Below are 25,915 nucleotides of genomic sequence, written 5' to 3' on the forward strand. Positions count from 1 at the left end.
GATGACGCTACCGCCGGGCGAGCCCGATCGAGTCGAACACACCGTGGCGTGAACATTTTGCCCACCAGCCGTCGGGACTGATCTGTACGACCATCCGCCGACCGCACGACTCGCAGAAGCGCGGCGGTTCGAGCCCGAGCTGCGCCGCGGTCGGGACACTGTCCTCGACTCCGGGAACGACTCGGCGGCCCGTGTACGGGTTGTACCGCTCCTCTGCAGCGCGCTCGACAGCGACACTGCCCGGTGAACCGTCGGTGCCGGTCATCACAAGGTGTCGTTCAGTGCCTTGATCGGCATCTGCAGGTCGACGAGCAGGTCGAGGTCCTGTTCCGCGGGCCGTCCCAGCGTCGTCAGGTAGTTGCCGACGATCACGGCATTGATTCCGCCGAGGATGCCTTGTTTTGCGCCGAGGTCGCCGAGGGTGATTTCACGACCACCGGCGAAGCGGAGGATGGTGCGCGGCAGCGCAAGCCGGAAGGCGGCCACCGACTTGAGCGCCTCGCTCGCGGGCAGCACCTCGAGGTCGCCGAACGGTGTGCCCGGACGGGGGTTGAGGAAGTTCAGCGGAACCTCGTCGGGTTCGAGTTCGGCCAGATTCGCGGCGAACTCCGCGCGCTGCTCGAGGCTCTCCCCCATCCCGAGGATGCCGCCGCAGCACACCTCCATGCCCGCCTCACGAACCATCCGCAGCGTGTTCCACCGCTCCTCCCACGAGTGAGTGGTCACCACATTCGGGAAGTGCGACTTCGCCGTCTCGAGATTGTGGTTGTACCGGTGCACACCCATGGCGGCCAGCTGGTCGACCTGCTCCTGGGTGAGCATGCCCAGCGAGCAGGCGATCTGGATGTCGACCTCGTTGCGGATGGCCTCGATACCGGCCGCCACCTGGGCGAGCAGCCGTTCGTCGGGTCCGCGGACCGCAGCGACGATGCAGAACTCGGTGGCGCCGGACTTGGCGGTCTGCTTGGCAGCCTCCACGAGCGAGGGGATGTCGAGCCAGGCGGCTCGCACCGGCGACTGGAACAGGCCGGACTGCGAGCAGAAGTGGCAGTCCTCGGGGCAGCCGCCGGTCTTGAGGCTGATGATTCCCTCCACCTCGACCTCGGGACCGCACCATGTCATCCGCACGTCGTGCGCCAGCGCGAGCAGCTCCTCGAGTCGCTCGTCCGGCAGTTGCAGGACCTCGAGTACCTGGCTCTGCGTGAGCCCTTCCCCACGTTCGAGAACCTGGTCACGCGCCAGGGCGAGAATGTCTGTCTGTACCGGGGCCGACGTCACACGTATCTCCTGAAAAGCGGGCCGATCACGCGTCGTGGATCGACATGAGCAAGAATTGAACACCGTACAAGTTGAACGGCGTTCAGGTTAGATCCGTGATGGAATACTGTCAAAGCAAGGACCGAATACCTGAGGAGAACAGCAGTGCAATTGCGACGCGGCGACGTACTCGACGGCGCACTGGCCATCCTCGACGAATTCGGCCTCGCCGACCTCACGATGCGGAGGCTCGCGACCGCCCTCGGCGTCCAACCCGGCGCCCTGTACTGGCACTTTCCCAACAAGCAGACCCTCCTCGGCGCTCTCGCGGACAAGATCCTCGAAGATGTCGACGCGCCCACCACGGTTACTGGCTGGAACGAGGAGTTCACCGAGCTGGCCCACCGCCTGCGTGGTGCTCTGCTGTCGCACCGCGACGGTGCCGAGCTCGTCTCCGCGACCTACGCCTCGCGGATGACCAACTCCCGCGTGCGGGAAACGTTCGCCGCCGTCGGGCTGCGATCCGGACTTTCCCGCGAGCACGCAGAGCTCGCGTCGTACTCGCTCCTCTACTACGTCCTCGGACACACGGTCGACGAGCAGTCGCGCGCACAGATGGAATCCGTCGGCGCCCTCACCCGCGCTGCACTCTCCCCTGACGCCCCGGCATCGGAGATCGGCGCCTACGACGACGACCTCCTCGACGGCGATCCCGCGGTCCGATTCGACTTCGGGCTCTCGCTGTTCGTCGACGGCATCCGTGCACGGCTGAAAGACCCCGCGCAGCACCCCTGAACGGGCACACTGGGTGGGCACACTCGAATCGAAAGCTGGGTGGGCACACTCGAATCGAAAGCTGGGTGGGCACACTCACATCCGAGACCGAGTGGCTACCCGGTCAGGCCAGGGGGTGACGATGAGGTCGACAGTCGGCCGCCGTGCCGGAATCGTTGTCGCGACGGTACTGGCCTTCTCCCTTTTCGCCGGTCCGGCTCCGAGCCCGTCGCAAGCCGTCGGAGCACCGGGTGATGTGGTCGTGTCTTCGTCGATCCCGCAGCAGATGTGGCCGCCGGGTGCCGCCACGGGCTCATTCTTGACCTACTGGACCACGGGGCCGTTGAACCGGCCCGCGCTCAGTACCGGCGCGACATTTCTGCCACCTGGCGGACCGCCCCCTGGTGGGTGGCCCGTGGTGTCGTGGGCGCACGGAACGGTCGGGCTGGCCGACGCGTGCGCTCCCACCGCCACCGGGAACTTCGGCGGGCAATATGTCGAGCATTGGCTCCGCGAGGGATATGCCGTGGTGGCCACCGACTATGTGGGCCTCGGCACACCCGGTGTCCATCCCTATCTGGACGGTCCGACCGAGGCGCACAGCATGATCGACATGGTGCGCGCCGCTCGCAGCGTGACGCCGTCACTGTCGAACCGCTGGCTTGCGCTCGGACAGTCTCAGGGCGGACACGCAGCGCTGGTCGCCGCTTCGATGGCGACCAGATATGCGCCGGAACTCGATTTCCGCGGCACGGTCGCAACCGGGGCGCCGTCGAATCTCGAACAGCTGGCACCTTTGGTGGGTCCGAATTTCCCACCGCTTCCCCTCACCGGGAGCACCGTGTTCGTCGCGTATGCCCTGGCCGGACTGCGGGCATCTCGTCCCGACCTCGACGTCGACAGTTACCTCAGCCCCCTCGGCATCTCCGCGCTCGACCGCCTCGAGGAACTCTGTTACCAAGACGCAGCGCCGCAGCTCCAGGGCGTCACCATTGGACAACTGATGTCCCGAAACCTCGACGACCCTGCCATCCTCGACGCGATTCGGGGCACCCTCGGAGTTCCCATCCGTGGATACGACCGGCCACTCTTCATCGGCCAGGGACTGCTCGACGACATCGTCCCCGCAGCGTTCAGCTGGAAATTGACCACCGACCTGGCCGCCAACGGACAGAGTTTCGTCTACCGCACCTACCCGACCGGGCATCTGCAGACCATGCCGGCGTCCATTCCCGACACCACACCGTTCGTCCGGCAAGCCTTCTCCTAGCTGCAGTTACACCCCGCCGGCATAGGCTCAGCGCGTCACGCGGCACGCCACTGGTCTTACCACTTGACCTCTTACCTATGACCGCTCTATCGTTGCTGCATGATGTTCGAACCGATCGCGCGGAAGTCCGCATCCACCGAGGTTTTCGACCAGATCACCGCACGCGTGTTGGGCGGGGACCTCGCCGCAGGCGAATCGCTGCCCAGCGAGCGGCGACTCGCCGAGGCGTTCGGTGTGTCCCGGCCGGCCGTGCGCGAAGCGATCCAGAAGCTCGCGCAGGCCGGCCTCGTCGAAGTGCGTCAGGGCGATGCGACGTCGGTGCGCGACTTTCGGCAGCACGGTGGGCCCGAATTGCTGTCGCAGCTGCTGATCCGGAACGGACAACCCGATTGGCCGGTCGTGCGGAGCGTCCTCGAGGCACGCCGGATGATCGGCACGCAGGTGGCCCGACTCGCCGCGGGCAGGGCGACCCCCGACGCGGCGGCCGCCGTGCAGAACGCGGCCGAGGCCCTGGCGGCCGCGAGCGATCCGGTCTCGCAACAGGTGCACGCCCTCACATTCTGGGAGAGGGTGGTCGACGCGGCCGATTCGATCGCCTTCCGGCTCATCTTCAACAGCCTGCGCAACGCCTATGAGCCGACCATGGCGGCCATGGCCGGCGTCATGGTTGCCGAGGTCGGGAGATCCGACCTCTATCACGCACTCGCCGATGCCGTCGCCACGCACGACGAGGACACTGCCACCGGTGTCGCCGCCACCCTTCTCGACCTCGGGACTGCTGCGGTGACGACCGCCATCGACCAACTCCAACAACAGGAGCAGCACTCATGACGACACACTCTTCGGCAGACCGCCGCCGACGTCGGTCACTCACCCTGCGTGAGGCCGCCGATCAATTCCGGCGCCACCCGTCCCCGTGGATGGTCGGCGGCATGCTGGCGGTCGCCGTCGCGGCACGATTGGCGGTGGGCGACTGGCACCTGAGCGATGCCGTCCTGCCGGTGGTGATGCTGGCGCTGTTCCCGTTCGCCGAATGGGTCATTCACGTCTGCATCCTGCACTGGAAGCCCCGCAGAGTCCTGGGCCTGACCGTCGACTCGCTGCTTGCCCGTAAGCATCGCGAGCACCACGTCGATCCCCGGGACGTGCCTTTGGTCTTCATCCCCTGGCAGACCCTGACGTGGCTCATTCCGGTTCTCGCCGGTCTGTCCGTGCTGGCTTTCCCGCGCCTCGGCCTGGGGCTGACGTTCCTCGTCACACTGAGCGCTCTGGGCATTGTGTACGAGTGGACGCACTATCTGATCCACAGCGATTACAAGCCGAAATCCCGGTTCTATCGGGCGATCTGGCGCAGCCACCGGCACCATCACTACAAGAACGAGCACTACTGGTTTACGGTGACCACCACGGGAACGGCGGACCGTCTACTCGGCACCGCGCCCGACCCCGAGTCGGTGGAGAAGTCGCCGACCGCTCGCAGCCTCCACACCGTGCACTGACGCCCCTGTGAGTACTTGTCAACCTCGGAATGTTAATAAGTACTCACGGGCGCCGGAGGCGCTAATCCCGGCGAAAGAGCTTGTTACCCAACCACACCAGCGGGTCGTATCGATGATCGACCACCCGTTCCTTCATCGGGATGATGGCGTTGTCCGTGATCTTGATACCCTCGGGACACACCTCGGTGCAGCACTTGGTGATGTTGCACAGACCGAGACCGAACTCGTCCTGCGACGCATTGCGGCGGTCTGCAGTATCGAGTGGGTGCATTTCGAGTTCCGCGACGCGAATGAAGTATCGCGGACCCGAGAACGCCGCCTTGTTGTCCTCGTGATCGCGCACGACGTGGCAGGTGTTCTGGCACAGGAAGCACTCGATGCACTTACGAAATTCCTGAGACCGTTCCACATCGATCTGCTTCATCCGGTAGTCGCCCGGCGCCAGTCCGGGAGGCGGCGTGAACGACGGGACTTCTCGTGCCTTCAGGTAGTTGTACGACACGTCGGTGACGAGGTCGCGGATCACCGGGAAGGTCCGCAGCGGCGTTACCGTCACCACCTCGTCCTGAGTGAAGGTGGACATCCTCGTCATGCAGAGCAGCCGGGGCCGACCGTTCACCTCGGCCGAACACGACCCGCACTTACCTGCCTTGCAGTTCCAGCGGACGGCCAGATCGGGTGCCTGCGTGGCCTGGAGTCGGTGGATGATGTCGAGGACCACCTCGCCCTCGTTGACGGGAATCGAGTAGTCCTGCAGGGCGCCCCCGTCGACGTCACCGCGCCAGACCCGGAACTGTGCGTCGTACCCCATGTCAGGCCTTTCTCCCGGGATGCCCGGCGAGTTCCGCGTCGGTGTAGTACTTGGCGAGTTCGTCGGCCTCGAAGAGCTCCAGCAGGTCTGCTCGCATCGGCTCCTGCTGCTCCCGCGTGACCACCACGTCGGGGATCACGGCATCGGGATGGGATGCCATGTCGCCGTTCACACTGCAGACGAGCAGGGTGTTGCGCCATTGCGCATCCATGGCGGGGTGGTCGTCCCGGGTATGCCCACCGCGACTTTCGGTGCGGGTCAATGCCGCCCGCGCCACGCACTCGCTGACGAGGACCATGTTGCGCAGGTCGACGGCAAGGTGCCATCCGGGATTGAACTGACGGTGCCCTTCCACGACGACGGCACCGATCCGGCTCTTGATATCGGCGAGCTTGTCGAGTGCGCGCTCGATTTCGTCTGCCTTGCGAATGATGCCCACGAGGTCGTTCATGTTCTGTTGCAACTCGGTGTGCAGGGTATACGGATTCTCGACCGCTTCCCCCTCCTGCCCGGAGTCGAAGGGCGACAGCAACATTCGTGCGGCCGCATCGACGGCCTCGTCCGACACGGTTGGCCGGTCCGTCAGTGAAGACACGTACGTCGCGGCGCCCAGCCCGGCGCGACGCCCGAAGACGAGGAGGTCGGAGAGCGAATTTCCGCCGAGCCGATTGGACCCGTGCATTCCGCCCGAGCACTCCCCCGCCGCGAAGAGACCCGGAACACTGGCCGCGCCGCTGTCGGGGTCGACCTCGATGCCTCCCATGACGTAGTGGCAGGTGGGTCCGACTTCCATCTGTTCCTTGGTGATGTCGACGTCCGCGAGTTCCTTGAACTGGTGGTACATCGACGGCAGCCGGCGCACGATCTCGTCGGCGGGCATCCGGGAGGCGATGTCGAGATACACGCCGCCGTGCGGGGTCTGCCGCCCGGCTTTGACTTCGGAGTTGATGGCACGCGCGACCTCGTCGCGGGGCAGCAGATCGGGGGTACGGCGATTGTTGTCGGAGTCCTTGTACCAGCCGTCGGCCTCCTCCTCCGTCTCCGCGTACTGGCCCTTGAAGACCGGGGGAATGTAGCTGAACATGAACCGTTCACCCTCGGCGTTCTTGAGGACCCCGCCGTCGCCGCGCACGCCCTCGGTGACGAGGATGCCTTTGACACTCGGCGGCCACACCATGCCGGTCGGGTGGAATTGGACGAATTCCATGTTGATGAGGTTGGCCCCCGCACGCAGTGCGAGAGCGTGTCCGTCGCCGGTGTACTCCCAGGAGTTGGAGGTGACCTTGAACGACTTGCCGATCCCCCCTGTCGCCATCACCACGGCAGGGGCCTCGAAGAGGATGAATCGGCCGCTTTCCCGCCAATACCCGAACGCACCCGAGATGCGGTCGCCATCCTTGACCAGTTCCGAGATGGTGCATTCGGCGAAAATCTTGACCCGCGCTTCGTAGTCGCCGGTGGCGGCGAAATCTTCCTGCTGCAGCGACACGATCTTCTGTTGCATCGTCCGGATCAGTTCGAGACCGGTGCGGTCACCGACGTGCGCCAGCCGCGGATACGTGTGGCCCCCGAAGTTGCGCTGGCTGATCCGCCCGTCCGGGGTCCGGTCGAACAACGCCCCGTAGGTCTCGAGTTCCCAGACTCGGTCGGGCGCCTCACGCGCATGCAACTCGGCCATCCGCCAGTTGTTGAGGAACTTCCCCCCACGCATCGTGTCCTGGAAGTGGGTCTGCCAGGTGTCCTTGTCGTTCGCGTTGCCCATCGCGGCCGCGCAGCCACCTTCCGCCATCACGGTGTGCGCCTTGCCGAACAGCGATTTACAGACGACGGCCACGGACAGGCCTTGCTCGCGTGCCTCGATGACCGCTCGCAGTCCGGCGCCACCCGCACCGATCACCACGACGTCGTACCGGTGCCGTTCGACTTCCGTCATTCCACTCCCCTCGTGTTCGGCGGCTTCGATGCGCGGTCAGTTGATCAGTCGCAAGTCCGACAGAGTCCCACTGGACACGAGCATCACGTAGAAGTCCGTGATCATCAGCGTGGCGAGGGTGGTCCAGGCCAGCTGCATGTGGCGTGCGTTGAGCTTGCTCACCTGGGTCCACAACCAGTAGCGGACGGGGTGCTTCGAGAAGTGGGTGAGCCGCCCGCCGACGACGTGCCGGCATGAATGGCAGGACACGGTGTACGCCCAGAGCAGGATGACGTTGCCGACCAGGATGAGCGTGCCCAGCCCGATGCCGAAACCCCCGTCCGCGCCGTGGAACGCTCGGATGGCGTCGTAGGTGTTGATCAGCGAGACGATCACCGCGACGTAGAAGAAGTATCGGTGGACGTTCTGGACGATCAGGGGAAGGCGTGTCTCACCGGTATAGGTTCGGTGGGGTTCGGCCACAGCACACGCCGGGGGCGAGAGCCAGATCGAGCGGTAATACGCCTTGCGGTAGTAGTAGCACGTGAGCCGGAACCCCAAGAGGAACGGCAACACGAGGAACCCGAGCGGAATGATCATCGGCAATTCGCCGATCGGAGTTCCGAAGTCACTCGACCCGGGCACGCACGAATCACTCAGGCAGGGTGAGTAGAACGGCGTCAGGTAGTGGTACTCCTCGGCGAAGTAGGCGGTCCGTACCCACGAACGAATCGACGCGTAGATCACGAACGCCGCGAGTCCGAGCACGGTCAGCAGGGGCGCCTGCCACCACCTGTCGGTCCGTAGTGTCCGCTCCGCGATTCGGGCACGCCTCGGGGACGCAACACCCAGATTTTCGGAATTTTTCGGTGGCGCGCTCATCCGCGCTCGTAGTGGCAGCCGCCGAGACCTTCGTCGTCGACACCCGCCCACATCGAGGCGTCATAGGGGACGTCGGGGATCTTGATCCGCTCGACGGGTTCGCGGCGCGTGACATGCGGCGGCGAGGTGTCGAGTTCCTGGGCGTCGATCTCGAGGCGCTCGAGATCGTTACTGAGCCGGCGCACCTGTGCAGCGTCGCCATACATCGAACGCAACGACCCGACACACCGCCGGAGGTGGTTGATCGTACGATTCAATTCGAGCATTTCGGAGGTCGACATTGGACCCCTCCCAACCCAGACGGATGAACCCGTGACGCGTATCACACTACCGACATCCCGCCGGATACGGGCGGCTTTTCGGCCCGGCGAGTCCCGCCGCGATGACTTTCCCAGATCGCACGAGTCCATACCTTCGGAAAGGCAACAGCACTCTCGAACATCTGGAGGAAATCATGGCCGACGCATCCATCGGCAGCATCTTGCTCGCCAGTACACATCCTGAGCGACTGCGGGACTGGTATGCCGCAGCCTTCTCACCGAAGGTCGATCGCACGCCCGGCGAGCCGGGGTACTACGTACTCGACTTCGACGGTTTCTACATCATGATCGACCGCCGCGACGATGTCGGCGACACGAACCCCGAACCCGGTCGCATCCTGCTCAACGTGGAGGTCGCCGATGCGCGCGCCGCCGCCGGGCGTCTCGACGACCTGGGTGTCACGTGGTTGTCGCCGCTCGAAGATCGCGACGGCAGCTGGTTCGGCACCGCGATCGACCCGGACGGTAACTACGTACAGATCATCGAGCTCAGCGAGCGTGCGCGAGCGGAGATGTCATGACCACTCGACAGGAAAGCGGGCGGACCGACGTGTTGGCCCGATCCCGAGGATTCAGTGGATTCGCGGTGAACGACATTGCCGCCGCCGAGTCCTTCTACACCAACACCTTGGGACTGGAGGTGACCGAAGAGGAGATGGGACTACTGGGGCTGCATCTGCCGAACGGACCAGTGGTGCTCATCTACCCGAAACCCGACCACACACCGGCGACGTACACCATCGTGAACTTCGCCGTCGACGACGTCGACAAGACGGTCGACGCGCTGACCGAACGCGGGGTGCACTTCCTGCGGTACGACGGTTTCGAGCAGGACGACAAGGGGATCATGCGCGGCAACGGCCCCGACATCGCCTGGTTCACCGACCCCGCCGGGAACATCCTGTCGGTGCTGTCCGAGTCCTGACCCGGCACCACGGCTTCGCTGGCCCGGTGCCCGATCAGTGTCCGGTCAGGAAGTCTCCGGTGAGCACCGACGTCCGCCAGCCGCTGTCGAACCATTCCGGTGCTGCTGCGGAGAACGTCTCCGCGTCGAGGCTGCCACTGCCCGCGGGCACACTGCCGACCACGCCGCTTCCCGTCACGACGGGCAGGTCGACGAGGTTGCAGCGCTCGGCGAGCCCGGGCTGATCGGGCCACGACCCGATGATCGTGCCGGCGCAGGACAGCCCGGCTCCGGTGAGGGCCCGGATGGTCAGTTCGGTGTGATTGAGGGTGCCGAGCCCGGCGGCCGCGACCACGACGACCGGCGCATCGAGCGCACGCGCAACGTCGACGAGCGTGAACCCGGCCTCCCCCATCCGGACCAGCAGACCACCGGCACCTTCGACGAGGACGAGGTCGTGCCCGGCATCGAGCGCCCGGACCGCCGCCACCACGTCGGCGCAGTGCAGCAGCGGCATACCGCTCCGCCTGGCAGCGGTGTCGGGGGCGAGCGGCTCGGGATAACGCGCGAGTTCCAGCACCGCGGTGACACCGGACAGCCGGGTCACCTCGGCGAGGTCACCCGGCTCTCCCGGGGCGACGCCCGTCTGCGCCGGTTTGCACACGGCGACGGAACGGCCCGCAGCCTGAGCCGTCGCAGCGAGTGCGGCGGTCACGACGGTCTTGCCCACATCGGTCGACGTTCCCGTCACCATGAGCACACTCATGCCGAGGCTCCCGCCACCACGCTGGTGAGCACCGTCTCGATCAGCGCCAATTCCTCTTCGCCCAATGTCGCCCGGGCGGTGAGCCGCAGTCGCGACGTGCCCTCCGGCACCGACGGCGGCCGGAAGCATCCGACATGCACACCCAGCTCCCGGCATGCGGCTGCCGCGTCGACCGCGCGCTGAGGATCACCGAGGATCACGGACACCACGGCGGATTCCGGAGTCGCGGCGCCGGTGAAACGCGCGAGGTCCCGCGCGCGGTCGAGCACGGCGGCCGCGCGGTGCGGTTCGCGTGTCAGCACCGACAGCGCCGCCCTCGCCGCTCCTACCGCGGCGGGCGCCAGGCCGGTGTCGAAGATGAAGGTGCGGGCGGCGTCGATCAGATGGGCGCGCACCTTCTCGGAGGCGAGGACTGCACCGCCCTGGCTGGCGAGGGACTTCGACAGCGTTGCAGTGATCACGATGTCCGGTTCACCCGCGAGTCCGACCTCGTGGACCAGCCCCCGCCCGCCCTCGCCGCGCACACCGACACCGTGGGCCTCGTCGACCACGAGGAGGGCGCCGGTGTCGCGACACACCTGGTGCATTGCGACAAGCGGTGCCAGATCGCCGTCAGCGCTGAAGACCGAATCGGTGACGACGAGGGCGCGTTCTTCAGACCGGGTGGCCAGCGCGGCCCGGACGAACTCGATGTCCAAGTGCGGCGCGACGACGACGCGGGCGCGGGAAAGCCGGCAGGCGTCGACGAGGGAAGCGTGGCTGCCTGCATCGCTGACGATCAACGACCCCGCCCCCGACAGCGCGGTCACTGCCCCGAGGTTGGCGGTGTAGCCGGACGAAAACACCAAGCCGGCCTCTGCGCCCACGAACTCGGCGAGTTCCGATTCCAGCAGTTGGTGTTCGGTGGTCGATCCAGTGACAAGACGAGAACCCGTCGCTCCCGCACCCCATCTGCGTAGAGCTGTCATCGCTCCGTGCAGTACCTCGGGATGACGGACGAGACCCAGGTAGTCGTTCGAGGCAAGGTCGATGAGTGCGCTTCCGGCCGTCCGCGGACGCAGCTCACGGCGCAGTCCGGCGGCGCGACGTCGATGCTCGACGTCGTCGAGCCACGTGGAGAAGGTGCGATCGTTGCTCACCTCCGGAACGATACGGGACTTGAACAGTGTTCAACCCGGGTGGGCCCCCTTTTCGTCCAGTGGATAGGGTCACGAACGTGACCCGTCCCAGCCTGACCGCCGAAGAGATCACGTCCCTCGACGCCTCGCTGCTGTGGCATCCCTACGGCGCCTTTCCCTCCTCCACCACCCCGCTGGTCGTGACCGAGGCCAGGGGCACGCGCCTCGTCCTGGCGGACGGGCGCGAACTGGTGGACGGAATGAGTTCCTGGTGGGCGGCAGTGCACGGCTATCGCCACCCCGTTCTCGATGCCGCGGCCGCGGAGCAACTGGGGCGGATGAGCCACGTCATGTTCGGGGGTCTCACCCACGAGCCTGCGGCGCGGCTGGCACGACTGCTCGTCGACATCACGCCGGGCGGGCTCGACAAGGTCTTCCTCGCCGACTCCGGTTCCGTGTCGGTCGAGGTGGCCGTGAAGATGTGCCTGCAGTACTGGCGCAGCCGGGGCAAGCCGCAGAAGCACCGGCTCCTGACCTGGCGCGGCGGCTATCACGGTGACACCTTCGCCCCGATGAGCGTCTGCGATCCGGACGGCGGGATGCATTCGCTGTGGACGGACGTGCTCGCCCGGCAGGTGTTCGCAGGACCGCCCCCACGCGACTTCGATCCGCAGTACGTCGACGAGTTCGAGCGCCTCGCACGCTCGCATGCCGACGAGCTCGCGGCGGTCATCGTGGAGCCGGTGGTCCAGGGTGCGGGCGGTATGCGCTTCCACGATTCCCGCTACCTGACGGAACTACGAAGAATTTGCGACGAGCAGGGACTCTTGCTGGTCTTCGACGAGATCGCGACAGGGTTCGGCCGGACCGGTGAGCTGTTCGCCGCCGAGCACGCGGGTGTCAGCCCGGACGTCATGTGTATCGGCAAGGCGCTCACCGGCGGGTATCTCACCCTCGGGGCCACCCTCTGCAGCACCGAGGTGGCCGAGACCATCAGCGCCGGGGATGCCGGTGGACTGATGCACGGTCCCACGTTCATGGCCAATCCCCTCGCGTGCGCTGTCGCCGTCGCCGCCGTCGAATTGCTGCTCGCACGCGACTGGCGGGGCGAGGTCGCGGCGCTGCACCGCGGACTCGAGTCCGGCCTCGCTCCTGCCCGCGACCTGCCCGGCGTGCGGGATGTGCGGGTGCTCGGCGGTATCGGCGTCATCGAACTCACCGACCCCGTCGACATGCAGGCGGCGACCGACGCGGCGGTGGACGCCGGGGTCTGGCTTCGACCGTTCCGCAATCTGATCTACGCCATGCCTCCCTACGTGTCCACAGGGGACGACGTGCGGAACATCACAGCCGGAATGCTTGCCGCGGCAGGTAGCTCGCGCGGCGCCGGAAGCCCTCTCGCCTCGAGCTGAGCGCCCGGGCGCCGCGGGCTAATGTTCTTCTCATGACTGCCAGCGACGAGATCGGCACCACACACATCCCCGTGTGGCCCGGAACGGCCTACCCACTGGGCGCCACCTATGACGGCGCAGGGACGAATTTCGCGGTCTTCTCCGAGGTCGCGGAGGCGGTCGACCTCTGCCTCATCGCCCGGGACGGAACCGAGACCAGGGTGCGTCTCGACGAGGTGGACGGGTACGTCTGGCACGCCTATCTGCCGACCGTCGAACCCGGACAGCGGTACGGATACCGCATCCACGGCCCGTGGGATCCCGCGGCGGGACATCGCTGCGACCCCAGCAAGTTGCTCCTCGACCCGTACGGCAAGGCGTTCGACGGGGAGTTCGACGGGGATCGGTCGTTGTTCTCGTACGACATCGATCTGCCCGAGCCGGCGGAAGAGGCCGATCGCGCTGCCGGCACCGACGCCGAGGGCGTTGCCGCGGCCGACAGCGACCAGGGCGAAGACGCGCAGAGCAGCGGTGCGCAGAACGAGGACGACCCCGGTTCTCCCCTGCCCGGGCACGATTCGCTGGGCCACACCATGACGACCGTGGTGATCAACCCGTTCTTCGACTGGGCCACCGACCGGGCGCCGAAACGCCCCTATCACGAGACGGTCATCTACGAAGCCCACGTCAAGGGGATGACCGCGACGCACCCCGATGTGCCCGAAGAGCTCCGCGGCACGTACGCCGGTCTCGCCCATCCCGCGATCATCGATCATCTGGTCGATCTCGGCGTCACCGCGATCGAACTGATGCCGGTGCACCAGTTCATGCACGACCAGACGCTTCTCGATAGAGGTCTGCGTAACTACTGGGGGTACAACACCTTCGGCTTCCTCGCTCCCCACACGGGCTACTCGTCCGCCGAGAAGCCCGGTGGCGCGGTGTCCGAGTTCAAGGCGATGGTGCGTGCCTTCCACGAGGCCGGCATCGAGGTGATTCTCGACGTCGTCTACAACCACACGGCCGAGGGAAACCATCTCGGCCCCACGATCAGCTTCCGCGGCATCGACAACGCCGCCTACTACCGGCTCGTCGACGGTGACCTCGAGCACTACATGGACTACACGGGAACGGGCAACAGCCTCAACGCCCGACACCCCCACACACTGCAACTGATCATGGATTCGCTGCGCTACTGGGTGACCGAGATGCACGTCGACGGCTTCCGTTTCGACCTCGCCTCCACGCTGGCCCGGGAACTGCACGACGTCGATCGACTGTCCGCCTTCTTCGACCTCGTGCAGCAGGATCCGATCGTCAGCCAGGTGAAACTCATCGCCGAGCCGTGGGACGTCGGCGAGGGTGGTTACCAGGTGGGCAATTTCCCGGGACTGTGGACCGAGTGGAACGGCAAGTACCGCGACACTGTTCGGGACTACTGGCGCGGTGAGCCCGCCACCCTCGGCGAGTTCGCCTCCCGCCTCACCGGCTCCTCGGACCTCTACGAGGCGACGGGCCGCCGTCCCGGTGCGAGCATCAACTTCGTCATCGCTCACGACGGATTCACCTTGCGCGACCTCGTCTCCTACAACGAGAAGCACAACGAGGCCAACGGCGAGGACAACAACGACGGCGAAAGTCACAACCGTTCGTGGAACTGTGGTGTCGAGGGACCGACGGACGACCCCGAGGTGCTCGACCTCCGTGGCCGTCAGAGCCGCAACATCCTGGCCACCCTGATGCTCAGCCAGGGCACTCCGATGATCGCGCACGGCGACGAGATGGGCCGGACTCAGCAGGGCAACAACAATGTGTACTGCCAGGATTCGGAATTGTCGTGGATGGACTGGTCGCTCGCAGACACCAACGCCGACCTCGTCGAGTTCACCAAACGAGTGATCGACCTGCGGGCCAAGAACCCGGTGTTCCGCAGGCGACGTTTCTTCGATGGCACCCCCATCCGCAGCGGGGACCAGACTCGGGACATCGCCTGGCTCACCCCGTCCGGTGAGGAGATGACACCCGCGGACTGGGACAGCGGGTTCGGCAAGTCGCTGGCCGTGTTCCTCAACGGCGAGGGGATCCCTGAGCCCAATCATCGCGGCGAGCGGGTCGTCGGGGATTCGTTCCTGATGTGTTTCAACGCCCACGACGACGCCATCGAGTTCTCGACGCCGAACTCCGATTACGCGAACGAGTGGACCGTGGTGCTCGACACCGCGGTGCCGACGGGGTCGAACGACGCGGTGATCGAGGCCGGGAAGCCGCTCGAGGTCGAGGCGCGCTCGCTGGTCGTGCTGCGACGGACCGCCTGAGGCCGGGCGAGCATGGGGAATCCGACGATTACCGCGACCTATCGGCTCCAGTTGCGCGGCGACGCCTTCACATTGACGGACGCCGCTGCGGTCGCCGACTATCTCGACGACCTCGGCGTCTCGCACGTCTACTTGTCGCCGATCCTCACCGCCAGCAAGGGTTCGACACACGGGTACGACGTGACCGATGTGACGACCGTGTCCCCGGCACTCGGTGGTCGGGACGCGCTCACAGCCCTGTCCGAGGAGCTACGGCGGCGGGGAATGGGACTCGTCGTCGATCTCGTTCCCAACCACGTGGGCGTCGCCAACCCCCGCGAGAATGCCTGGTGGTGGGACGTTCTCACCCACGGACAGCTGTCTGACTACGCCGACTTCTTCGATGTCGACTGGCGGCCGGACAACGGTGCGGACGGGAAGCTGGCGCTCCCCGTTCTGGGATCGGACTCCGACCTCGACTCGCTCACGGTCGACCGCACCGGCGAAGAACCGTTGCTCGCGTTCTACGAGCACCGCTTCCCGATCGCCCCGGGCACCGACTCGGAAGACGCGCGGGCCGTGCACGAGGCGCAGTCGTATCGCCTGGTCCCGTGGAACTCCGGACTCATCGGGTACCGGCGGTTCTTCGCGGTCAGCGATCTCGCCGGGATCCGTCAAGAGGACCCACGCGTGTTCGACGCCTCACACCGCGAGCTGCAGAGCTGGATCGCGGACGACCTCGTCGACGGTGTGCGCATCGACCATCCCGACGGGCTGGCCGATCCGGCGGGTTACCTCGATCGGCTCCGCGCCATGATCGGCCCGGATCGGTGGCTCGTGATCGAGAAGATCCTGGGTCATGAGGAACCACTCGACGATCACCTGCCGATCGACGGCACCACCGGATACGACGCGCTGGCTGAACTGGGTGGGGTGTTCCTCGATTCGGCCGGGGCGCCCGCGCTGACTGCGCTGTCGGCGGCCCGGACCGAAGAGCGGGGAGACAGCGCCTGGCTTCGACAGCGCGAACCCGAGATCAAACGTGAAGTGGCGAGCACGATGCTCGCTCCGGAGGTCCGGCGGCTGGTGCGGGCGATCCTTCGGGAAGCCGACGGCGACTACGTCGTCGAGGACGTCCGAGACGCGGTCATCGCGGTGGTCGCAGCCATGCCCGTGTACCGGTCCGACTACAGTCCCCTCGCCGGCCTGGCGCACCGGGTGATCGGGAGCGTTGTCGCCGAAGAGCCGCGCATGGCGGAGCCGTTGGCGGCATTGGCGTCGGCCCTCATTCGTGGGGGTGAGGCGGCCACGCGGTTCCACCAGGTGTGCGGTGCGGTCATGGCGAAATCCGTCGAGGACTGCCTGTTCTATCGCACCGCTCGCCTCGTCTCGCTCCAGGAAGTGGGTGGCGATCCCGCGACGGTGGGCGTGTCCCCCGCCGAGTTCCACCTGGCGTTCGCCGGGCGGGCGACGCGGTGGCCGAGGGCGATGACCACCCTGTCCACCCACGACACGAAGCGCGGTGAGGATGTCCGCGCACGTATCGGCGTCTTGTCCCAGGTGCCGAGCCTGTGGGCGGAGTGCGTGGATCAATGGGAGCGCATCGCCCCCAGTCCCGACCCGACCCTCGGATTGTTTCTGTGGCAGAACCTGTTCGGGGTCTGGCCGGTGGACGGTCGGGCGGCCGCGGACGTTCCGGACTTCCGCGATCGCATCCACGCCTACGCCGAGAAGGCGGTCCGCGAGGCCAGCACCCGCACATCCTGGAACGATGTCGACGAAGAATTCGAACGCGATCTCCATCGCTGGCTGGACACGGTGATCGACGGTGCCGTCGGCAAGGCTCTCGGTTCGATCTGCACCCAGCTGGCACCCCACGGTTGGTCGGACGCTCTGGGCCAGAAGCTGCTCCAGCTCTGTGGACCCGGAATACCGGATGTCTATCAGGGAACGGAGTTGTGGGAAGACTCGCTCGTCGACCCCGACAACCGGCGCCTGGTGGACTACGACGTTCGCCGACGCGCGCTCGACGGACTGGCCCTCCCTCCTGTCGACGCCACCGGCGCGGCCAAGCTCCACGTTGTTCGTACCGCACTCAGGCTGCGCCGAACACGTCCCGAAAGCTTCGACACGTACACACCGGTGTTCGCCTCGGGAAGTGCGTCCGCCCACCTGATCGGCTTCGCGCGAGGCCGATCCGGTGCGGCCCAAGATGTCATCGCTCTCGCGACCCGGCACAGCGTCCGGCTCAGCGAACGCGGCTGGGGCGACACCGGATTCACGTTGCCGGAGGGTTCGTGGACGAACCTGCTGACCGCCGAGGACGTAGAGTCCGGCCATGTTCGGCTGTCCAGCCTGTTCGATCGCTACCCGGTGGCCCTGCTCAGCCGAACTTCGGTAGCCGAGTTGCCAGGGTCATGACGCGACGCGTCATTGCCCGAGGTTACGGCGGTCCCGAGGTCCTCACTGTCGTGGAGGTTGATCCGGTTCCCCCGGCGCGCGGTGAGGTCGCGATCGAAGTCCGGGCGATCGGCGTCAATCCCATCGACTACAAGCGGTACAGCGGCGCGTTCGGTACCGATCCCGATTCCCTACCCATGGGCCTCGGTGCCGAGGCGGCCGGCGTGATCGTCGAGGTCGGCGAGGACGCGACGGGTCCGGACGGGCCCCTTTCGCCCGGTGACGAGGTGATCGCATACCCGGTCGACGGGGCATACGCGGATCGACTCGTCGTCGGCGCCGATTCCGTTGTCCGCAAACCGCCGTCGCTGCCGTGGAACGAGGCCGCCGGGCTCCTGGTGGCCGGTACGACCGCGGTCGAGACACTCGACGTCATCCAGGTCGGTTCGGGAGATCTGGTTCTCGTCCACGGAGCGGCCGGCGCTGTCGGGTCGTGCGTCGTCCAAGTGGCCTGCGGCCGGGGCGCGACGGTGATCGGCACGGCCCGGCCGGGACATCACGACTACGTCCGGTCGCTCGGCGCCACCCCGGTGTCCTATGGAGACGGTCTGGTAGATCGCGTCCGCATCCTCGCGCCGGACGGCGTGGACGCCGTCATCGACACGGTCGGCGGCGAGGAGGCTGTCGATGTGTCCGTCGCATCGGTACGCGACCCGTCCCGGATGGTCACCACCCTGGCAGTACCGCGTGCGGTCGACGCCGGCTTCCTCGGCGTGGGTGGCAAGAATCCTGCCAGTCGAGAAGTTCGAAGACGCCTCCGAGCGGTGGTCGTCGATCTCGCGGACCGCGGCGACCTCAGGGTCCGGGTCGCCCGGACATACTGGCTGGCCGAGGCCGGACGCGCCCACACCGAACTTGCCGGTCCCCACCCTGCGGGGAAGTTCGTCCTGCTTCCGTAACCGCTGCGCCGCCTCAGGGCTCGCCGGACTCTTCCCTCCGACGTCGCGCGATACGGCGTTGCTCTTCGGCGCGTTCGCGGCACTGGCGGAGAAACGCTTCGTCGTCGTCCGGGTTCTGTGCCACGTGACGGCCGGGGCGCTCGTACTCGCCGAACCCACCTGTCGTGCCCGGTCTGCGGACTCCCGCGCCGCGGCCGACGAACAACCAGACCAACGACCCGACGGTCGGCAGGAGCAGCACGATCAGCAGCCACACCATCTTGGGCAAGTGCCGAATATCCGACTCGTTCCGCGTGATCACGTCGACGAGGCAGTAGACCCACAACAGTAGAGTGACGAGACCGAAGACAAAGTACGGCACCGAGATTCCCCCTCAGAAGCGCGCCGGGAATGCCGAGCGCGGTGTCCCACGGAATGACGTGTCGTGAAACGGCGGTGTCCATGGAATTACTGTGTCCATGGAATTACTGCGCCCATGAAACCACAGAGCGTGCCGGGTCAATGGAGCAGGCTTGCCCTGATCATCGCCTTGACCCAGTTGCGGTACTCGTCGATGTCCCACCCGCAGTCGTGCCGAAGCATGGAATGAACCTGGGGTGAGACGACGGTGAAGAGGACGTCCGCCGCTCGCTGCACGGAGATCTCCGGTCGCAGCAGGTCGTGCGCGGCAAGCCCTTCGGCAAGGGTCATCGCGTTCGTGGCGGACGCTCGGGCGCCCTCCTCGGCGAATCGCCTCATGTCCTCGTCGGCGCCCGAACTCTTGATCGACGTCAACATGAGAGTCCCGGCCCGTTCGAGGACGTCAGCGCCGTACCCCACCACTTCGTCGAGGATGCGTTCGACCGGATCGCCGTCGCGAGAGGCAGACGCATACACGGTCGGCATGCTGTCGTCGCCGCCCTCGATGGCGGCGGCGAGCGCCTCGTGGAACAGATCGGCCTTCCCACCCGGGAACGCCGTGAACACCGTCCGCGTTGCGACTCCCGCTGCTTCGGCAACTGTGCGCACCGTGGTGCTCACATAGCCCCGGTCCACGAACAGTCGGGCCGCAGCATCCCGGACGAGGACGCGGGTGCGGCGCGCCGACTCCGCCCGCAACGGCGAACTGTAGGTCCTTCTGACCGGTTCCAGCACGAACTCATGCTAACCGCATTGGAAGCAGCGCCCCTGCAACCAATGCGGTGAGTCACCGTGGTCCACCCACGCGTCGATGCCCTACGACTGCGGATGTTCCACCCAGGCGTCGGGCCCTGGAAACACCAGCGCTTCGCGACCGTCGTCGTACCGGACCAGGTAGGGCGGTTCGCCGTTCTCCCCATGTACCTCCACGACTTCGGCGGTGTGCGCGTGCGCTCCCACAACCCTGCCCTGGACGTGCAACCGGTCTCCCACTGCTACGTGCATGACTGCTCCTCGCGATACTGGACTCGTCACCTCAAGCTTGCTACTTCGCGACCGCCGGCGAAAGGGCTGACTCACCGGCATGTGCAGACTCGATGTGCCATCGTGGGGACATGGCAACCTACCGATACCTCGACAAGGACCACAACGTCTTGGAAGAGCACGACTTCGGCACCGTGCAGGATGCCGAGGAACACCGACTGTCGGTCCTCGGCGCCGAAATCATCGAGAAGGTCGAAGACTCCGGCAAGGACTGAGCGTCCCGTGCCGACGCGCTCGAACCGTCGCTCATGACCGATGCCAGATCCGTTCTCATCGTGGTGGATGCCGCGAACGTCGTCGGTTCCAGGCCCGATGGTTGGTGGCGTGATCGCGGCGGTGCCGCCCGGCGATTGCTCGTGAAGCTGGCCCGGTGGCAGGAACGCCTCGATGAACCACGGGAGGTGATTGCCGTGCTCGAAGGCGCGGCGCGAGTCGCGGTCGCCGACGAGCAGGAGGTGAATTCGCACCACCTGCAGGTGGTGCTGGCGGACGGATCCGGTGATGACGCGATCGTCGGCATTGTGGCTGAAGCGGTCGAAACGAACAGCGACCGGCCGGTCAGGGTGGTGACGGCAGATCGCGGACTCCGCGCTCGGGTCGAGGCGCTCGGGGCCGGCACAGTCGGACCCCGGTGGCTGCTCGATCGCATCGAATCACCCGGAGAACGGTGAGCTCACTTCATACCTAGATCTGCTAGGGTCAATTTCGAACCCTAGAGGAACTAGGTATGGAGGTCGGATGTTCATCGACAAGGACTTGGTGGCAGCCTCGGCCACCCCGCTCGTGCTCGGCATTCTCGCCGACGGCGAGTCGTACGGTTACGCCATCATCAAGCGCGTCAACGAGTTGTCGGGCGGGCGGATGCAGTGGACGGACGGGATGCTGTACCCGCTCCTGCATCGTCTCGAGCGATCAGGGTACGTCACGGCAACCTGGCGCACGGCCGACAACGGCAGGCGTCGTAAGCATTACGCCATTACCGATCCCGGCAGGGACATGCTCGCCGACCGGCGCATGCAATGGACCGTCGTTGCGGAAGCCCTGCATCGAGTGTGGCAGTCCGCTCAGCTTCCACCGGCCGCCGCCGAGGGGTGGTCGTGATGGATACCGACGCAGAGCTGGAATCGCAGATCGGCCAGTGGCGTGGTTACGTTCGGGGCCACCGCGTGATCTCGAGTGCCGATGTCGACGAAATGGAAGGTCACCTCCGCGATCAGGTCTCGGACCTGTCCGCGGTCGGGCTGACGGCGGCCGAGGCCTTCCTCGTCGCCGTCGGACGTATGGGCAACCTCGACGCGATCTCCCGCGAGTTCGCGCTCGAGCATTCCGACCGACTGTGGAAGCAACTCGTGCTGATGCCGGCCACCGCGGAACCCGAAACCACTTCGTCCAAACGCGAACTGAGCGTCGTCCTGACCCTCGCCGTCGGAGCGGGACTGGCCGTCAAGGCTGGAATGGAGTGGCTGCCCGAGCTTGCCCTGGCCCGAAACATCAGCCTCCTCGTCTTGCCTTTCCTGACGGCATACTTCGCGTGGAAACGGAAGATGACAGTGCGCGGCGCCGCAGCACTCGCTGTCCCCTTCGTGGTCGCGGCACTCGTCCTGAATCTCTTTCCGTTCGTCGACAACGGGTCGACGGAAGTGATCGCGGCGATCCACGCGCCCATTGCGCTGTGGTTCGTCGCCGGGCTGGCCTATGTCGGTGGCGACTGGCGATCCCAACGGCGCCGCATGGACTTCGTCCGGTTCACCGGCGAGTGGGTGGTCTACATGGCCCTGCTTGCGCTCGGTGGCGGCGTGCTGATCGGCCTGACTGTCGGCGCATTCGCCTCCCTGGACCTCGATGTCGAGTGGGTCATCGAGCAGTGGATCCTGCCGTTCGGCATTGCCGGCGCGATTCTCGTTGCGGCCTGGCTTGTGGAGGCGAAGCAGGACGTCATCGAAAACATCGCCCCCGTGCTCACTCGCGTGTTCACGCCACTCACCATTCTCATGTTGCTGGCACTGCTGACGGCGTTCGCGGCTGCCCGCAGCGTCGTCGGCGTCGACCGAGATCTGCTCATCCTCATGGATCTCATTCTCGTGCTCGTGCTCGGCCTGCTGTTGTATGCCATCTCCGCACGTGATCCGCTGGCACCTCCCGACCTGTTCGACAAGCTGCAACTCGTCCTCGTCGTCAGCGCACTCGCCGTCGACGTGCTGATGCTGACCGCCATGCTCAGTCGCATCGCGGAATTCGGCTTCACACCGAACAAAGTAACCGCGCTGGGACTGAACGTGGTGTTGTTGGTCAACCTGGTGTGGTCCGCTCGACTCGGTTTCGGCTTCGTCCGCGGCCGGTGCGGGTTCGGCGCCGTCGAGCGCTGGCAAACCCGATATCTGCCCGTATACGGCGGGTGGGCAGCTCTCGCCATGATTGCGGTGCCCCCCGCCTTCGATTTCATGTAACCATGACCCAGTCGCGTCGGCGGTAACGCTGCCTGACCAGCCAGGGCCGACAACCCTGCACGCCGCGCGAGGGCAAGGCATGCTTGTCGGGTGCACACTTTCGAGGTATGGGCTCCGATTCCGAGCGCCGTTCGCGTGGACGTCGACGGCCGAAGTCACGACATGACACCCTCTCCGGACGGCTGGTGGCGAGCGGAGGTCGACGCGTCTCCCGACTCGCGGTACGCCTTCCTTCTCGACGATGACGACACCGCCCTCCCCGACCCCCGTTCGCCACGCCAACCCGACGGCGTGCACGCACCGTCACAGCTGCACACCGTCGACCGAGACGCGTGGACGGACTCGCAGTGGCACGGCCGCCAGCTCGCCGGGGCCTCGATTTACGAACTTCACATCGGAACCTTCACGCCCGAAGGAACCTTCGCCGCTGCCGTCGACAAGCTCGACCACCTCGTGGAACTCGGTATCGACTTCGTGGAAGTGATGCCCGTCAACGGTTTCAACGGAACCCACAACTGGGGATACGACGGCGTCCTCTGGTACACCGTGCACGAGGCCTACGGAGGTCCCGACGGCCTGCAGGCCCTGGTCGACGCCTGCCACGCCCGTGGCCTCGGGGTGGTACTCGATGTGGTCTACAACCACCTGGGACCGTCGGGGAACTACCTCGACCGCTACGGCCCCTACCTGGCGCAGGGCGCGAACACGTGGGGTCGCAGCATCAACCTCGACGGCCCCGGCAGCGACCATGTGCGGCGCTACATCATCGACAACGCGCTCCGCTGGTTCGAGGAGTTTCATGTCGACGCGCTGCGTCTCGACGCGGTCCACGCCCTCGTCGACCACACCGCGACCCACCTCCTCGAACAACTGGCTGTGGAAACGCGCCGCCTCTCTGCTCATCTGGGTCGGCCACTGACCCTCATTGCCGAAAGCGACCTCAACGATCCGAAGTTGATCACTCCGCGTTCTGCCGGTGGGTACGGCCTCGACGCGCAGTGGGACGACGACATGCATCACGCCGTCCACGCCGCGGTGTCGGGTGAACGGCAGGGTTATTACGGTGACTTCGGGTCACTCGCGTGCCTGGCGGAAACGATGCGGCAGGGCTGGTTTCACGCCGGCACGTACTCGACGTTCCGCGGACGCATCCACGGGCGTCGTTTGGACACGCGGCAGATTCCGGCCAGTTCGCTGGTCACCTACACCTGCACACATGATCAAGTGGGTAATCGGGCGATCGGTGACCGCCCTGGCGCCTACCTCGACTCGGGGCAGCTGGCCGTGAAGGCGGCACTTGTGTTGTGCTCGCCGTTCACGCCGATGCTGTTCATGGGCGAGGAGTGGGGCGCGAGCACACCCTTCCAGTTCTTCACCTCGCATCCGGAGGCCGAGCTGGCACGGGCAACCGCGGAAGGCCGCAAGGCCGAGTTCGCCGAGCACGGCTGGAGTACCGAAGACGTCCCGGACCCGCAGGACCCGCTCACTTTCGAGCGCTCGAAGCTCAATTGGGACGAACGAGGGCGCGAACCCCATGCCCGGTTACTCGAGTGCTACCGCGCGTTGCTTCGCCTGCGACGTGAACGCGTGGAGCTGACCGATCCGTGGCTTGACGACCTCACCGTCGACTACGACGAGGACGAACGCTGGGTCGTGGTGCATCGCGGTGCGCTGCGACTCGCGTGCAATCTCGGAGCGGACCCGGTGACCGTGCCGGTCGGCGGCTCCCCCGTGTTGTGGTGGGAGCCGCCGAAGCAGGACGAGACCGCGTCGGCGACGATCGTGCCGGGTCACTCGTTCGTGATGCTCGATGCCTCGCGCACTGTCGCCTCGGGCTGACGGCCGCGCAGCATCCGGAGCACGAGCACCGCGGTGGCGAACAGAATCAGCGCGGTGGCGCCTGCGGCCACGTGCATGCCCTCGACGAACGCCGACTGCGCCGACTCCAGAAAGACCGATCGCGACGTATCGGGTAGATGCTCGGCTTCCGCGACCGCCGCACCGAGCGTGCCGCGGGCCGCGTCCACCCGTTCCGGTGCCAGCATCGATGTGTCGAGGCCGCCGCGGAAGAAGGCCATCACCACGCTGCCCAGGACTGCGACACCCAGTGCGACACCGAGTTCGTACGCCGTCTCGGACACGGCCGAGGCGGCGCCCGCCCGCTCGGGCTCGACCGCACTGACGACGAGGTCGGATGTCAGGGTCAAGGCAATCCCGACACCGGCCCCGGCGAGGGCGAAGCCGACGACGAACATCGTCGGTGCACCGTCGACACTCAGTGTCAGCATCATCGCGGCACCGAGTCCGGCGACCGCGAGGCCCCCACCGAGGACGTGGGATGTCGACCACCGGCGCACCATCCAGGCGGCGGCGAGCGCGGTGACAGCGCTGAGCAGCATGCCGGGGAGCATCAGCACACCCGATTCCAATGCCGTGTTACCCAGCACCAGCTGCAGATACTGGGATCCGAAGAACAGCACGCCTGCCAGGGCGAAGATAGACAGTAGGTTCGTGAGCACGGCCGTCGAGAAGGCCGGCTTGGCGAACAGCGCGACGTCGATCATCGGATCTTTCATCGCGCGCTGCCTGCGCACGAATGCCACGCCCGACGCCGCGCCGACCAGGCCGATCGCAAGGAGTTCCAGCGCGAACCCGTGGACGACCGTTTCCTTCACCGCATACACGAGCGGCAGCATCGTCGACATCGACAGCGCAGCGCTGAGCAGGTCGAAGCGACCCGGTGTCGGATCCTTCGACTCGGGGATCACGAGCGGTCCGGCGACGATGAGGACCAGCATCACCGGGATGTTGATCAGGAACACCGAACCCCACCAGAAGTGTTCGAGTAGCCAGCCACCGATCAGAGGGCCGGCCGCGGTTCCGCCGCCGGCCATCGCGCCCCACACACCGATCGCCAGTGTGCGCTCGCGAGGGTTGGCGAAGATCGTCCGAATCAGCCCGAGAGTCGCCGGCATGAGGGTTGCACCGGAGATTCCCTGCAGAACCCGCGCGACGATGAGCATCTCCGGGGTGGGCGCCCACGCCGCAATCAACGAGGCGATACCGAAACCGGCAGCGCCCACGAGCAGTAGGCGCCGTCGGCCGATGCGGTCACCGAGGGTGCCCATCGTGATGAGCAGTCCGGCGAGCACGAAGGAGTAGACATCGATGATCCACAGCAGCTGCGTGCTGCTCGGCTCGAGGTCGGCACTGATGAAGGGAAGAGCGAGATCGAGCACCGTGCCGTCGACGGCGATCAGAAGTACGGCAAACGCCAGAACGACGAGTCCGAGCCAGTCTCGGCGTGACGCGGATGCCTGATCCGGCGCGCCGAAGGCGTCGTTGATCCCGCGATCCGTGGAGACAGACATTTCTTTCCTACGACTTTCCTTGGAGGGCCGACACGATAGGTAAACCGTCCAGCCGGTACAGCTGGCTACTGTAGCTTGAACCGTCCGGACGGTAAAG

27 protein-coding genes are annotated in these 25,915 nt (G+C 66.2%); 15 read left to right on the forward strand and 12 right to left on the reverse strand.

From position 1 onward, the window contains the following. Positions 1-7: 7 nt before the first annotated feature. Positions 8-265, reverse strand: a complete 258-nt coding sequence (gene bsaP / locus JQT59_RS24825; RefSeq protein WP_213572381.1) for a biotin synthase auxiliary protein BsaP — start codon at positions 263-265, stop codon at positions 8-10. Continuing rightward, on the reverse strand, positions 265-1,278 hold the full coding sequence (bioB, locus tag JQT59_RS24830) for a biotin synthase BioB (protein ID WP_109329346.1): 1,014 nt from the start codon (positions 1,276-1,278) through the stop codon (positions 265-267). The genes bsaP and bioB overlap by 1 nt, the downstream gene beginning before the upstream one ends. Positions 1,279-1,422: 144 nt before the next feature. On the opposite strand from bioB, the gene JQT59_RS24835 reads away from it, so the two are divergent. The 4 genes from JQT59_RS24835 to JQT59_RS24850 all read left to right on the forward strand — a co-directional run bounded on the left by JQT59_RS24835 (position 1,423) and on the right by JQT59_RS24850 (position 4,800). Next, a complete protein-coding gene (locus JQT59_RS24835; protein WP_213572382.1) occupies positions 1,423-2,052 on the forward strand; it encodes a TetR/AcrR family transcriptional regulator C-terminal domain-containing protein in 630 nt (209 codons plus the stop codon). Between the two features lie 121 nt (positions 2,053-2,173). Further along, the gene (locus tag JQT59_RS24840) at positions 2,174-3,301 is read left to right on the forward strand and encodes a lipase family protein (protein WP_213572383.1); all 1,128 of its coding nucleotides are present in this window, start codon (positions 2,174-2,176) and stop codon (positions 3,299-3,301) included. A gap of 99 nt (positions 3,302-3,400) precedes the next feature. Continuing rightward, entirely contained in the window at positions 3,401-4,132 is a 732-nt protein-coding gene (locus JQT59_RS24845) for a FadR/GntR family transcriptional regulator (protein ID WP_213572384.1), read from the forward strand. After that, positions 4,129-4,800 (forward strand): sterol desaturase family protein, encoded by a 672-nt coding sequence (locus JQT59_RS24850; RefSeq protein ID WP_213572385.1) that lies wholly within the window; start codon positions 4,129-4,131, stop codon positions 4,798-4,800. Before JQT59_RS24845 ends, JQT59_RS24850 begins: the two co-directional genes overlap by 4 nt. Before the next feature lie 61 nt (positions 4,801-4,861). On the opposite strand, the gene JQT59_RS24855 is transcribed toward JQT59_RS24850, so the two are convergent. The 4 genes from JQT59_RS24855 to JQT59_RS24870 are packed head-to-tail and all read right to left on the reverse strand — an operon-like array spanning position 4,862 to position 8,686. Then, positions 4,862-5,611: a succinate dehydrogenase/fumarate reductase iron-sulfur subunit gene (locus JQT59_RS24855; protein ID WP_213572386.1), complete on the reverse strand. Its 750-nt coding sequence runs from the start codon at positions 5,609-5,611 to the stop codon at positions 4,862-4,864. A 1-nt stretch (position 5,612) separates the two neighbouring features. Beyond that, complete coding sequence (locus JQT59_RS24860) at positions 5,613-7,544, reverse strand: fumarate reductase/succinate dehydrogenase flavoprotein subunit (RefSeq protein ID WP_213572387.1); 1,932 nt, start codon at positions 7,542-7,544, stop codon at positions 5,613-5,615. A 36-nt stretch (positions 7,545-7,580) separates the two neighbouring features. Beyond that, entirely contained in the window at positions 7,581-8,405 is an 825-nt protein-coding gene (sdhC, locus tag JQT59_RS24865) for a succinate dehydrogenase subunit SdhC (protein WP_213572388.1), read from the reverse strand. Next, complete coding sequence (locus JQT59_RS24870; protein ID WP_109329332.1) at positions 8,402-8,686, reverse strand: Rv0250c family protein; 285 nt, start codon at positions 8,684-8,686, stop codon at positions 8,402-8,404. Before JQT59_RS24870 ends, sdhC begins: the two co-directional genes overlap by 4 nt. Before the next feature lie 173 nt (positions 8,687-8,859). Here JQT59_RS24870 and JQT59_RS24875 point away from each other — a divergent pair, with 173 nt between their 5' ends. Next, positions 8,860-9,246: a VOC family protein gene (locus JQT59_RS24875; protein ID WP_213572389.1), complete on the forward strand. Its 387-nt coding sequence runs from the start codon at positions 8,860-8,862 to the stop codon at positions 9,244-9,246. Beyond that, the gene (locus tag JQT59_RS24880; protein WP_397517740.1) at positions 9,243-9,650 is read left to right on the forward strand and encodes a VOC family protein; all 408 of its coding nucleotides are present in this window, start codon (positions 9,243-9,245) and stop codon (positions 9,648-9,650) included. Before JQT59_RS24875 ends, JQT59_RS24880 begins: the two co-directional genes overlap by 4 nt. A 34-nt stretch (positions 9,651-9,684) precedes the next feature. Here JQT59_RS24880 and bioD read toward each other — a convergent pair whose 3' ends face one another. Next, the gene (gene bioD / locus JQT59_RS24885) at positions 9,685-10,395 is read right to left on the reverse strand and encodes a dethiobiotin synthase (RefSeq protein ID WP_213572390.1); all 711 of its coding nucleotides are present in this window, start codon (positions 10,393-10,395) and stop codon (positions 9,685-9,687) included. Further along, on the reverse strand, positions 10,392-11,534 hold the full coding sequence (locus tag JQT59_RS24890; protein ID WP_213572391.1) for an 8-amino-7-oxononanoate synthase: 1,143 nt from the start codon (positions 11,532-11,534) through the stop codon (positions 10,392-10,394). Before JQT59_RS24890 ends, bioD begins: the two co-directional genes overlap by 4 nt. Before the next feature lie 77 nt (positions 11,535-11,611). Here JQT59_RS24890 and JQT59_RS24895 point away from each other — a divergent pair, with 77 nt between their 5' ends. From JQT59_RS24895 to JQT59_RS24910, 4 genes are read left to right on the forward strand one after another with little or no spacing between them, the layout of a single operon-like run. Continuing rightward, the gene (locus JQT59_RS24895; RefSeq protein ID WP_213572392.1) at positions 11,612-12,925 is read left to right on the forward strand and encodes an adenosylmethionine--8-amino-7-oxononanoate transaminase; all 1,314 of its coding nucleotides are present in this window, start codon (positions 11,612-11,614) and stop codon (positions 12,923-12,925) included. Between the two features lie 32 nt (positions 12,926-12,957). Further along, entirely contained in the window at positions 12,958-15,219 is a 2,262-nt protein-coding gene (glgX, locus tag JQT59_RS24900; RefSeq protein WP_213572393.1) for a glycogen debranching protein GlgX, read from the forward strand. Positions 15,220-15,231: 12 nt separating this feature from the next. Next, a complete protein-coding gene (treY, locus tag JQT59_RS24905; RefSeq protein WP_213572394.1) occupies positions 15,232-17,619 on the forward strand; it encodes a malto-oligosyltrehalose synthase in 2,388 nt (795 codons plus the stop codon). Then, entirely contained in the window at positions 17,616-18,557 is a 942-nt protein-coding gene (locus JQT59_RS24910) for an NADP-dependent oxidoreductase (RefSeq protein ID WP_213572395.1), read from the forward strand. The genes treY and JQT59_RS24910 overlap by 4 nt, the downstream gene beginning before the upstream one ends. Positions 18,558-18,570: 13 nt before the next feature. Here JQT59_RS24910 and JQT59_RS24915 read toward each other — a convergent pair whose 3' ends face one another. The 3 genes from JQT59_RS24915 to JQT59_RS24925 form a co-directional block, all read right to left on the reverse strand. Continuing rightward, positions 18,571-18,918 (reverse strand): PLD nuclease N-terminal domain-containing protein, encoded by a 348-nt coding sequence (locus JQT59_RS24915; protein WP_213572396.1) that lies wholly within the window; start codon positions 18,916-18,918, stop codon positions 18,571-18,573. A 137-nt stretch (positions 18,919-19,055) separates the two neighbouring features. Further along, positions 19,056-19,691, reverse strand: a complete 636-nt coding sequence (locus JQT59_RS24920) for a TetR/AcrR family transcriptional regulator (protein ID WP_213572397.1) — start codon at positions 19,689-19,691, stop codon at positions 19,056-19,058. An 81-nt stretch (positions 19,692-19,772) separates the two neighbouring features. Beyond that, positions 19,773-19,961 carry a DUF1918 domain-containing protein gene (locus JQT59_RS24925; protein ID WP_213572398.1) on the reverse strand — a complete coding sequence of 63 codons (189 nt, stop codon included), beginning with the start codon at positions 19,959-19,961 and terminating at the stop codon, positions 19,773-19,775. Between the two features lie 110 nt (positions 19,962-20,071). Between JQT59_RS24925 and JQT59_RS24930 the strand changes: the two genes are divergently transcribed. The 5 genes from JQT59_RS24930 (at position 20,072) to treZ (ending at position 24,286) form a co-directional block, all read left to right on the forward strand. Continuing rightward, the gene (locus tag JQT59_RS24930; protein ID WP_201453563.1) at positions 20,072-20,215 is read left to right on the forward strand and encodes a hypothetical protein; all 144 of its coding nucleotides are present in this window, start codon (positions 20,072-20,074) and stop codon (positions 20,213-20,215) included. A gap of 33 nt (positions 20,216-20,248) precedes the next feature. After that, positions 20,249-20,671 carry an NYN domain-containing protein gene (locus JQT59_RS24935; protein WP_213572399.1) on the forward strand — a complete coding sequence of 141 codons (423 nt, stop codon included), beginning with the start codon at positions 20,249-20,251 and terminating at the stop codon, positions 20,669-20,671. A gap of 67 nt (positions 20,672-20,738) precedes the next feature. After that, the gene (locus JQT59_RS24940; protein ID WP_208961802.1) at positions 20,739-21,101 is read left to right on the forward strand and encodes a PadR family transcriptional regulator; all 363 of its coding nucleotides are present in this window, start codon (positions 20,739-20,741) and stop codon (positions 21,099-21,101) included. After that, positions 21,101-22,447: a permease prefix domain 1-containing protein gene (locus JQT59_RS24945; RefSeq protein WP_213572400.1), complete on the forward strand. Its 1,347-nt coding sequence runs from the start codon at positions 21,101-21,103 to the stop codon at positions 22,445-22,447. The genes JQT59_RS24940 and JQT59_RS24945 overlap by 1 nt, the downstream gene beginning before the upstream one ends. A gap of 90 nt (positions 22,448-22,537) precedes the next feature. After that, positions 22,538-24,286: a malto-oligosyltrehalose trehalohydrolase gene (gene treZ, locus JQT59_RS24950; RefSeq protein WP_213572401.1), complete on the forward strand. Its 1,749-nt coding sequence runs from the start codon at positions 22,538-22,540 to the stop codon at positions 24,284-24,286. On the opposite strand, the gene JQT59_RS24955 is transcribed toward treZ, so the two are convergent. Further along, on the reverse strand, positions 24,238-25,818 hold the full coding sequence (locus JQT59_RS24955; RefSeq protein WP_213572402.1) for an MFS transporter: 1,581 nt from the start codon (positions 25,816-25,818) through the stop codon (positions 24,238-24,240). The genes treZ and JQT59_RS24955 overlap by 49 nt on opposite strands. Between the last annotated feature and the right edge of the window lie 97 nt (positions 25,819-25,915).

It is taken from the genome of Rhodococcus sp. USK13, assembly GCF_018343855.1.
In the GTDB taxonomy this organism is placed as follows: domain Bacteria; phylum Actinomycetota; class Actinomycetes; order Mycobacteriales; family Mycobacteriaceae; genus Rhodococcus_F; species Rhodococcus_F oxybenzonivorans.

Coding starts and splice junctions, on each gene's coding strand:
- bsaP (WP_213572381.1), bottom strand. CDS start 265: ATGACCGGCACCGACGGTTCACCGGGCAGTGTCGCTGTCGAGCGCGCT.
- JQT59_RS24935 (WP_213572399.1), top strand. CDS start 20,249: ATGACCGATGCCAGATCCGTTCTCATCGTGGTGGATGCCGCGAACGTC.
- JQT59_RS24910 (WP_213572395.1), top strand. CDS start 17,616: ATGACGCGACGCGTCATTGCCCGAGGTTACGGCGGTCCCGAGGTCCTC.
- JQT59_RS24840 (WP_213572383.1), top strand. CDS start 2,174: ATGAGGTCGACAGTCGGCCGCCGTGCCGGAATCGTTGTCGCGACGGTA.
- JQT59_RS24875 (WP_213572389.1), top strand. CDS start 8,860: ATGGCCGACGCATCCATCGGCAGCATCTTGCTCGCCAGTACACATCCT.
- JQT59_RS24955 (WP_213572402.1), bottom strand. CDS start 25,818: ATGTCTGTCTCCACGGATCGCGGGATCAACGACGCCTTCGGCGCGCCG.
- JQT59_RS24930 (WP_201453563.1), top strand. CDS start 20,072: ATGGCAACCTACCGATACCTCGACAAGGACCACAACGTCTTGGAAGAG.
- JQT59_RS24855 (WP_213572386.1), bottom strand. CDS start 5,611: ATGGGGTACGACGCACAGTTCCGGGTCTGGCGCGGTGACGTCGACGGG.
- glgX (WP_213572393.1), top strand. CDS start 12,958: ATGACTGCCAGCGACGAGATCGGCACCACACACATCCCCGTGTGGCCC.
- JQT59_RS24880 (WP_397517740.1), top strand. CDS start 9,243: ATGACCACTCGACAGGAAAGCGGGCGGACCGACGTGTTGGCCCGATCC.
- JQT59_RS24940 (WP_208961802.1), top strand. CDS start 20,739: ATGTTCATCGACAAGGACTTGGTGGCAGCCTCGGCCACCCCGCTCGTG.
- JQT59_RS24925 (WP_213572398.1), bottom strand. CDS start 19,961: ATGCACGTAGCAGTGGGAGACCGGTTGCACGTCCAGGGCAGGGTTGTG.
- JQT59_RS24860 (WP_213572387.1), bottom strand. CDS start 7,544: ATGACGGAAGTCGAACGGCACCGGTACGACGTCGTGGTGATCGGTGCG.
- treY (WP_213572394.1), top strand. CDS start 15,232: ATGGGGAATCCGACGATTACCGCGACCTATCGGCTCCAGTTGCGCGGC.
- JQT59_RS24870 (WP_109329332.1), bottom strand. CDS start 8,686: ATGTCGACCTCCGAAATGCTCGAATTGAATCGTACGATCAACCACCTC.
- JQT59_RS24945 (WP_213572400.1), top strand. CDS start 21,101: ATGGATACCGACGCAGAGCTGGAATCGCAGATCGGCCAGTGGCGTGGT.
- JQT59_RS24850 (WP_213572385.1), top strand. CDS start 4,129: ATGACGACACACTCTTCGGCAGACCGCCGCCGACGTCGGTCACTCACC.
- JQT59_RS24845 (WP_213572384.1), top strand. CDS start 3,401: ATGATGTTCGAACCGATCGCGCGGAAGTCCGCATCCACCGAGGTTTTC.
- sdhC (WP_213572388.1), bottom strand. CDS start 8,405: ATGAGCGCGCCACCGAAAAATTCCGAAAATCTGGGTGTTGCGTCCCCG.
- bioD (WP_213572390.1), bottom strand. CDS start 10,395: ATGAGTGTGCTCATGGTGACGGGAACGTCGACCGATGTGGGCAAGACC.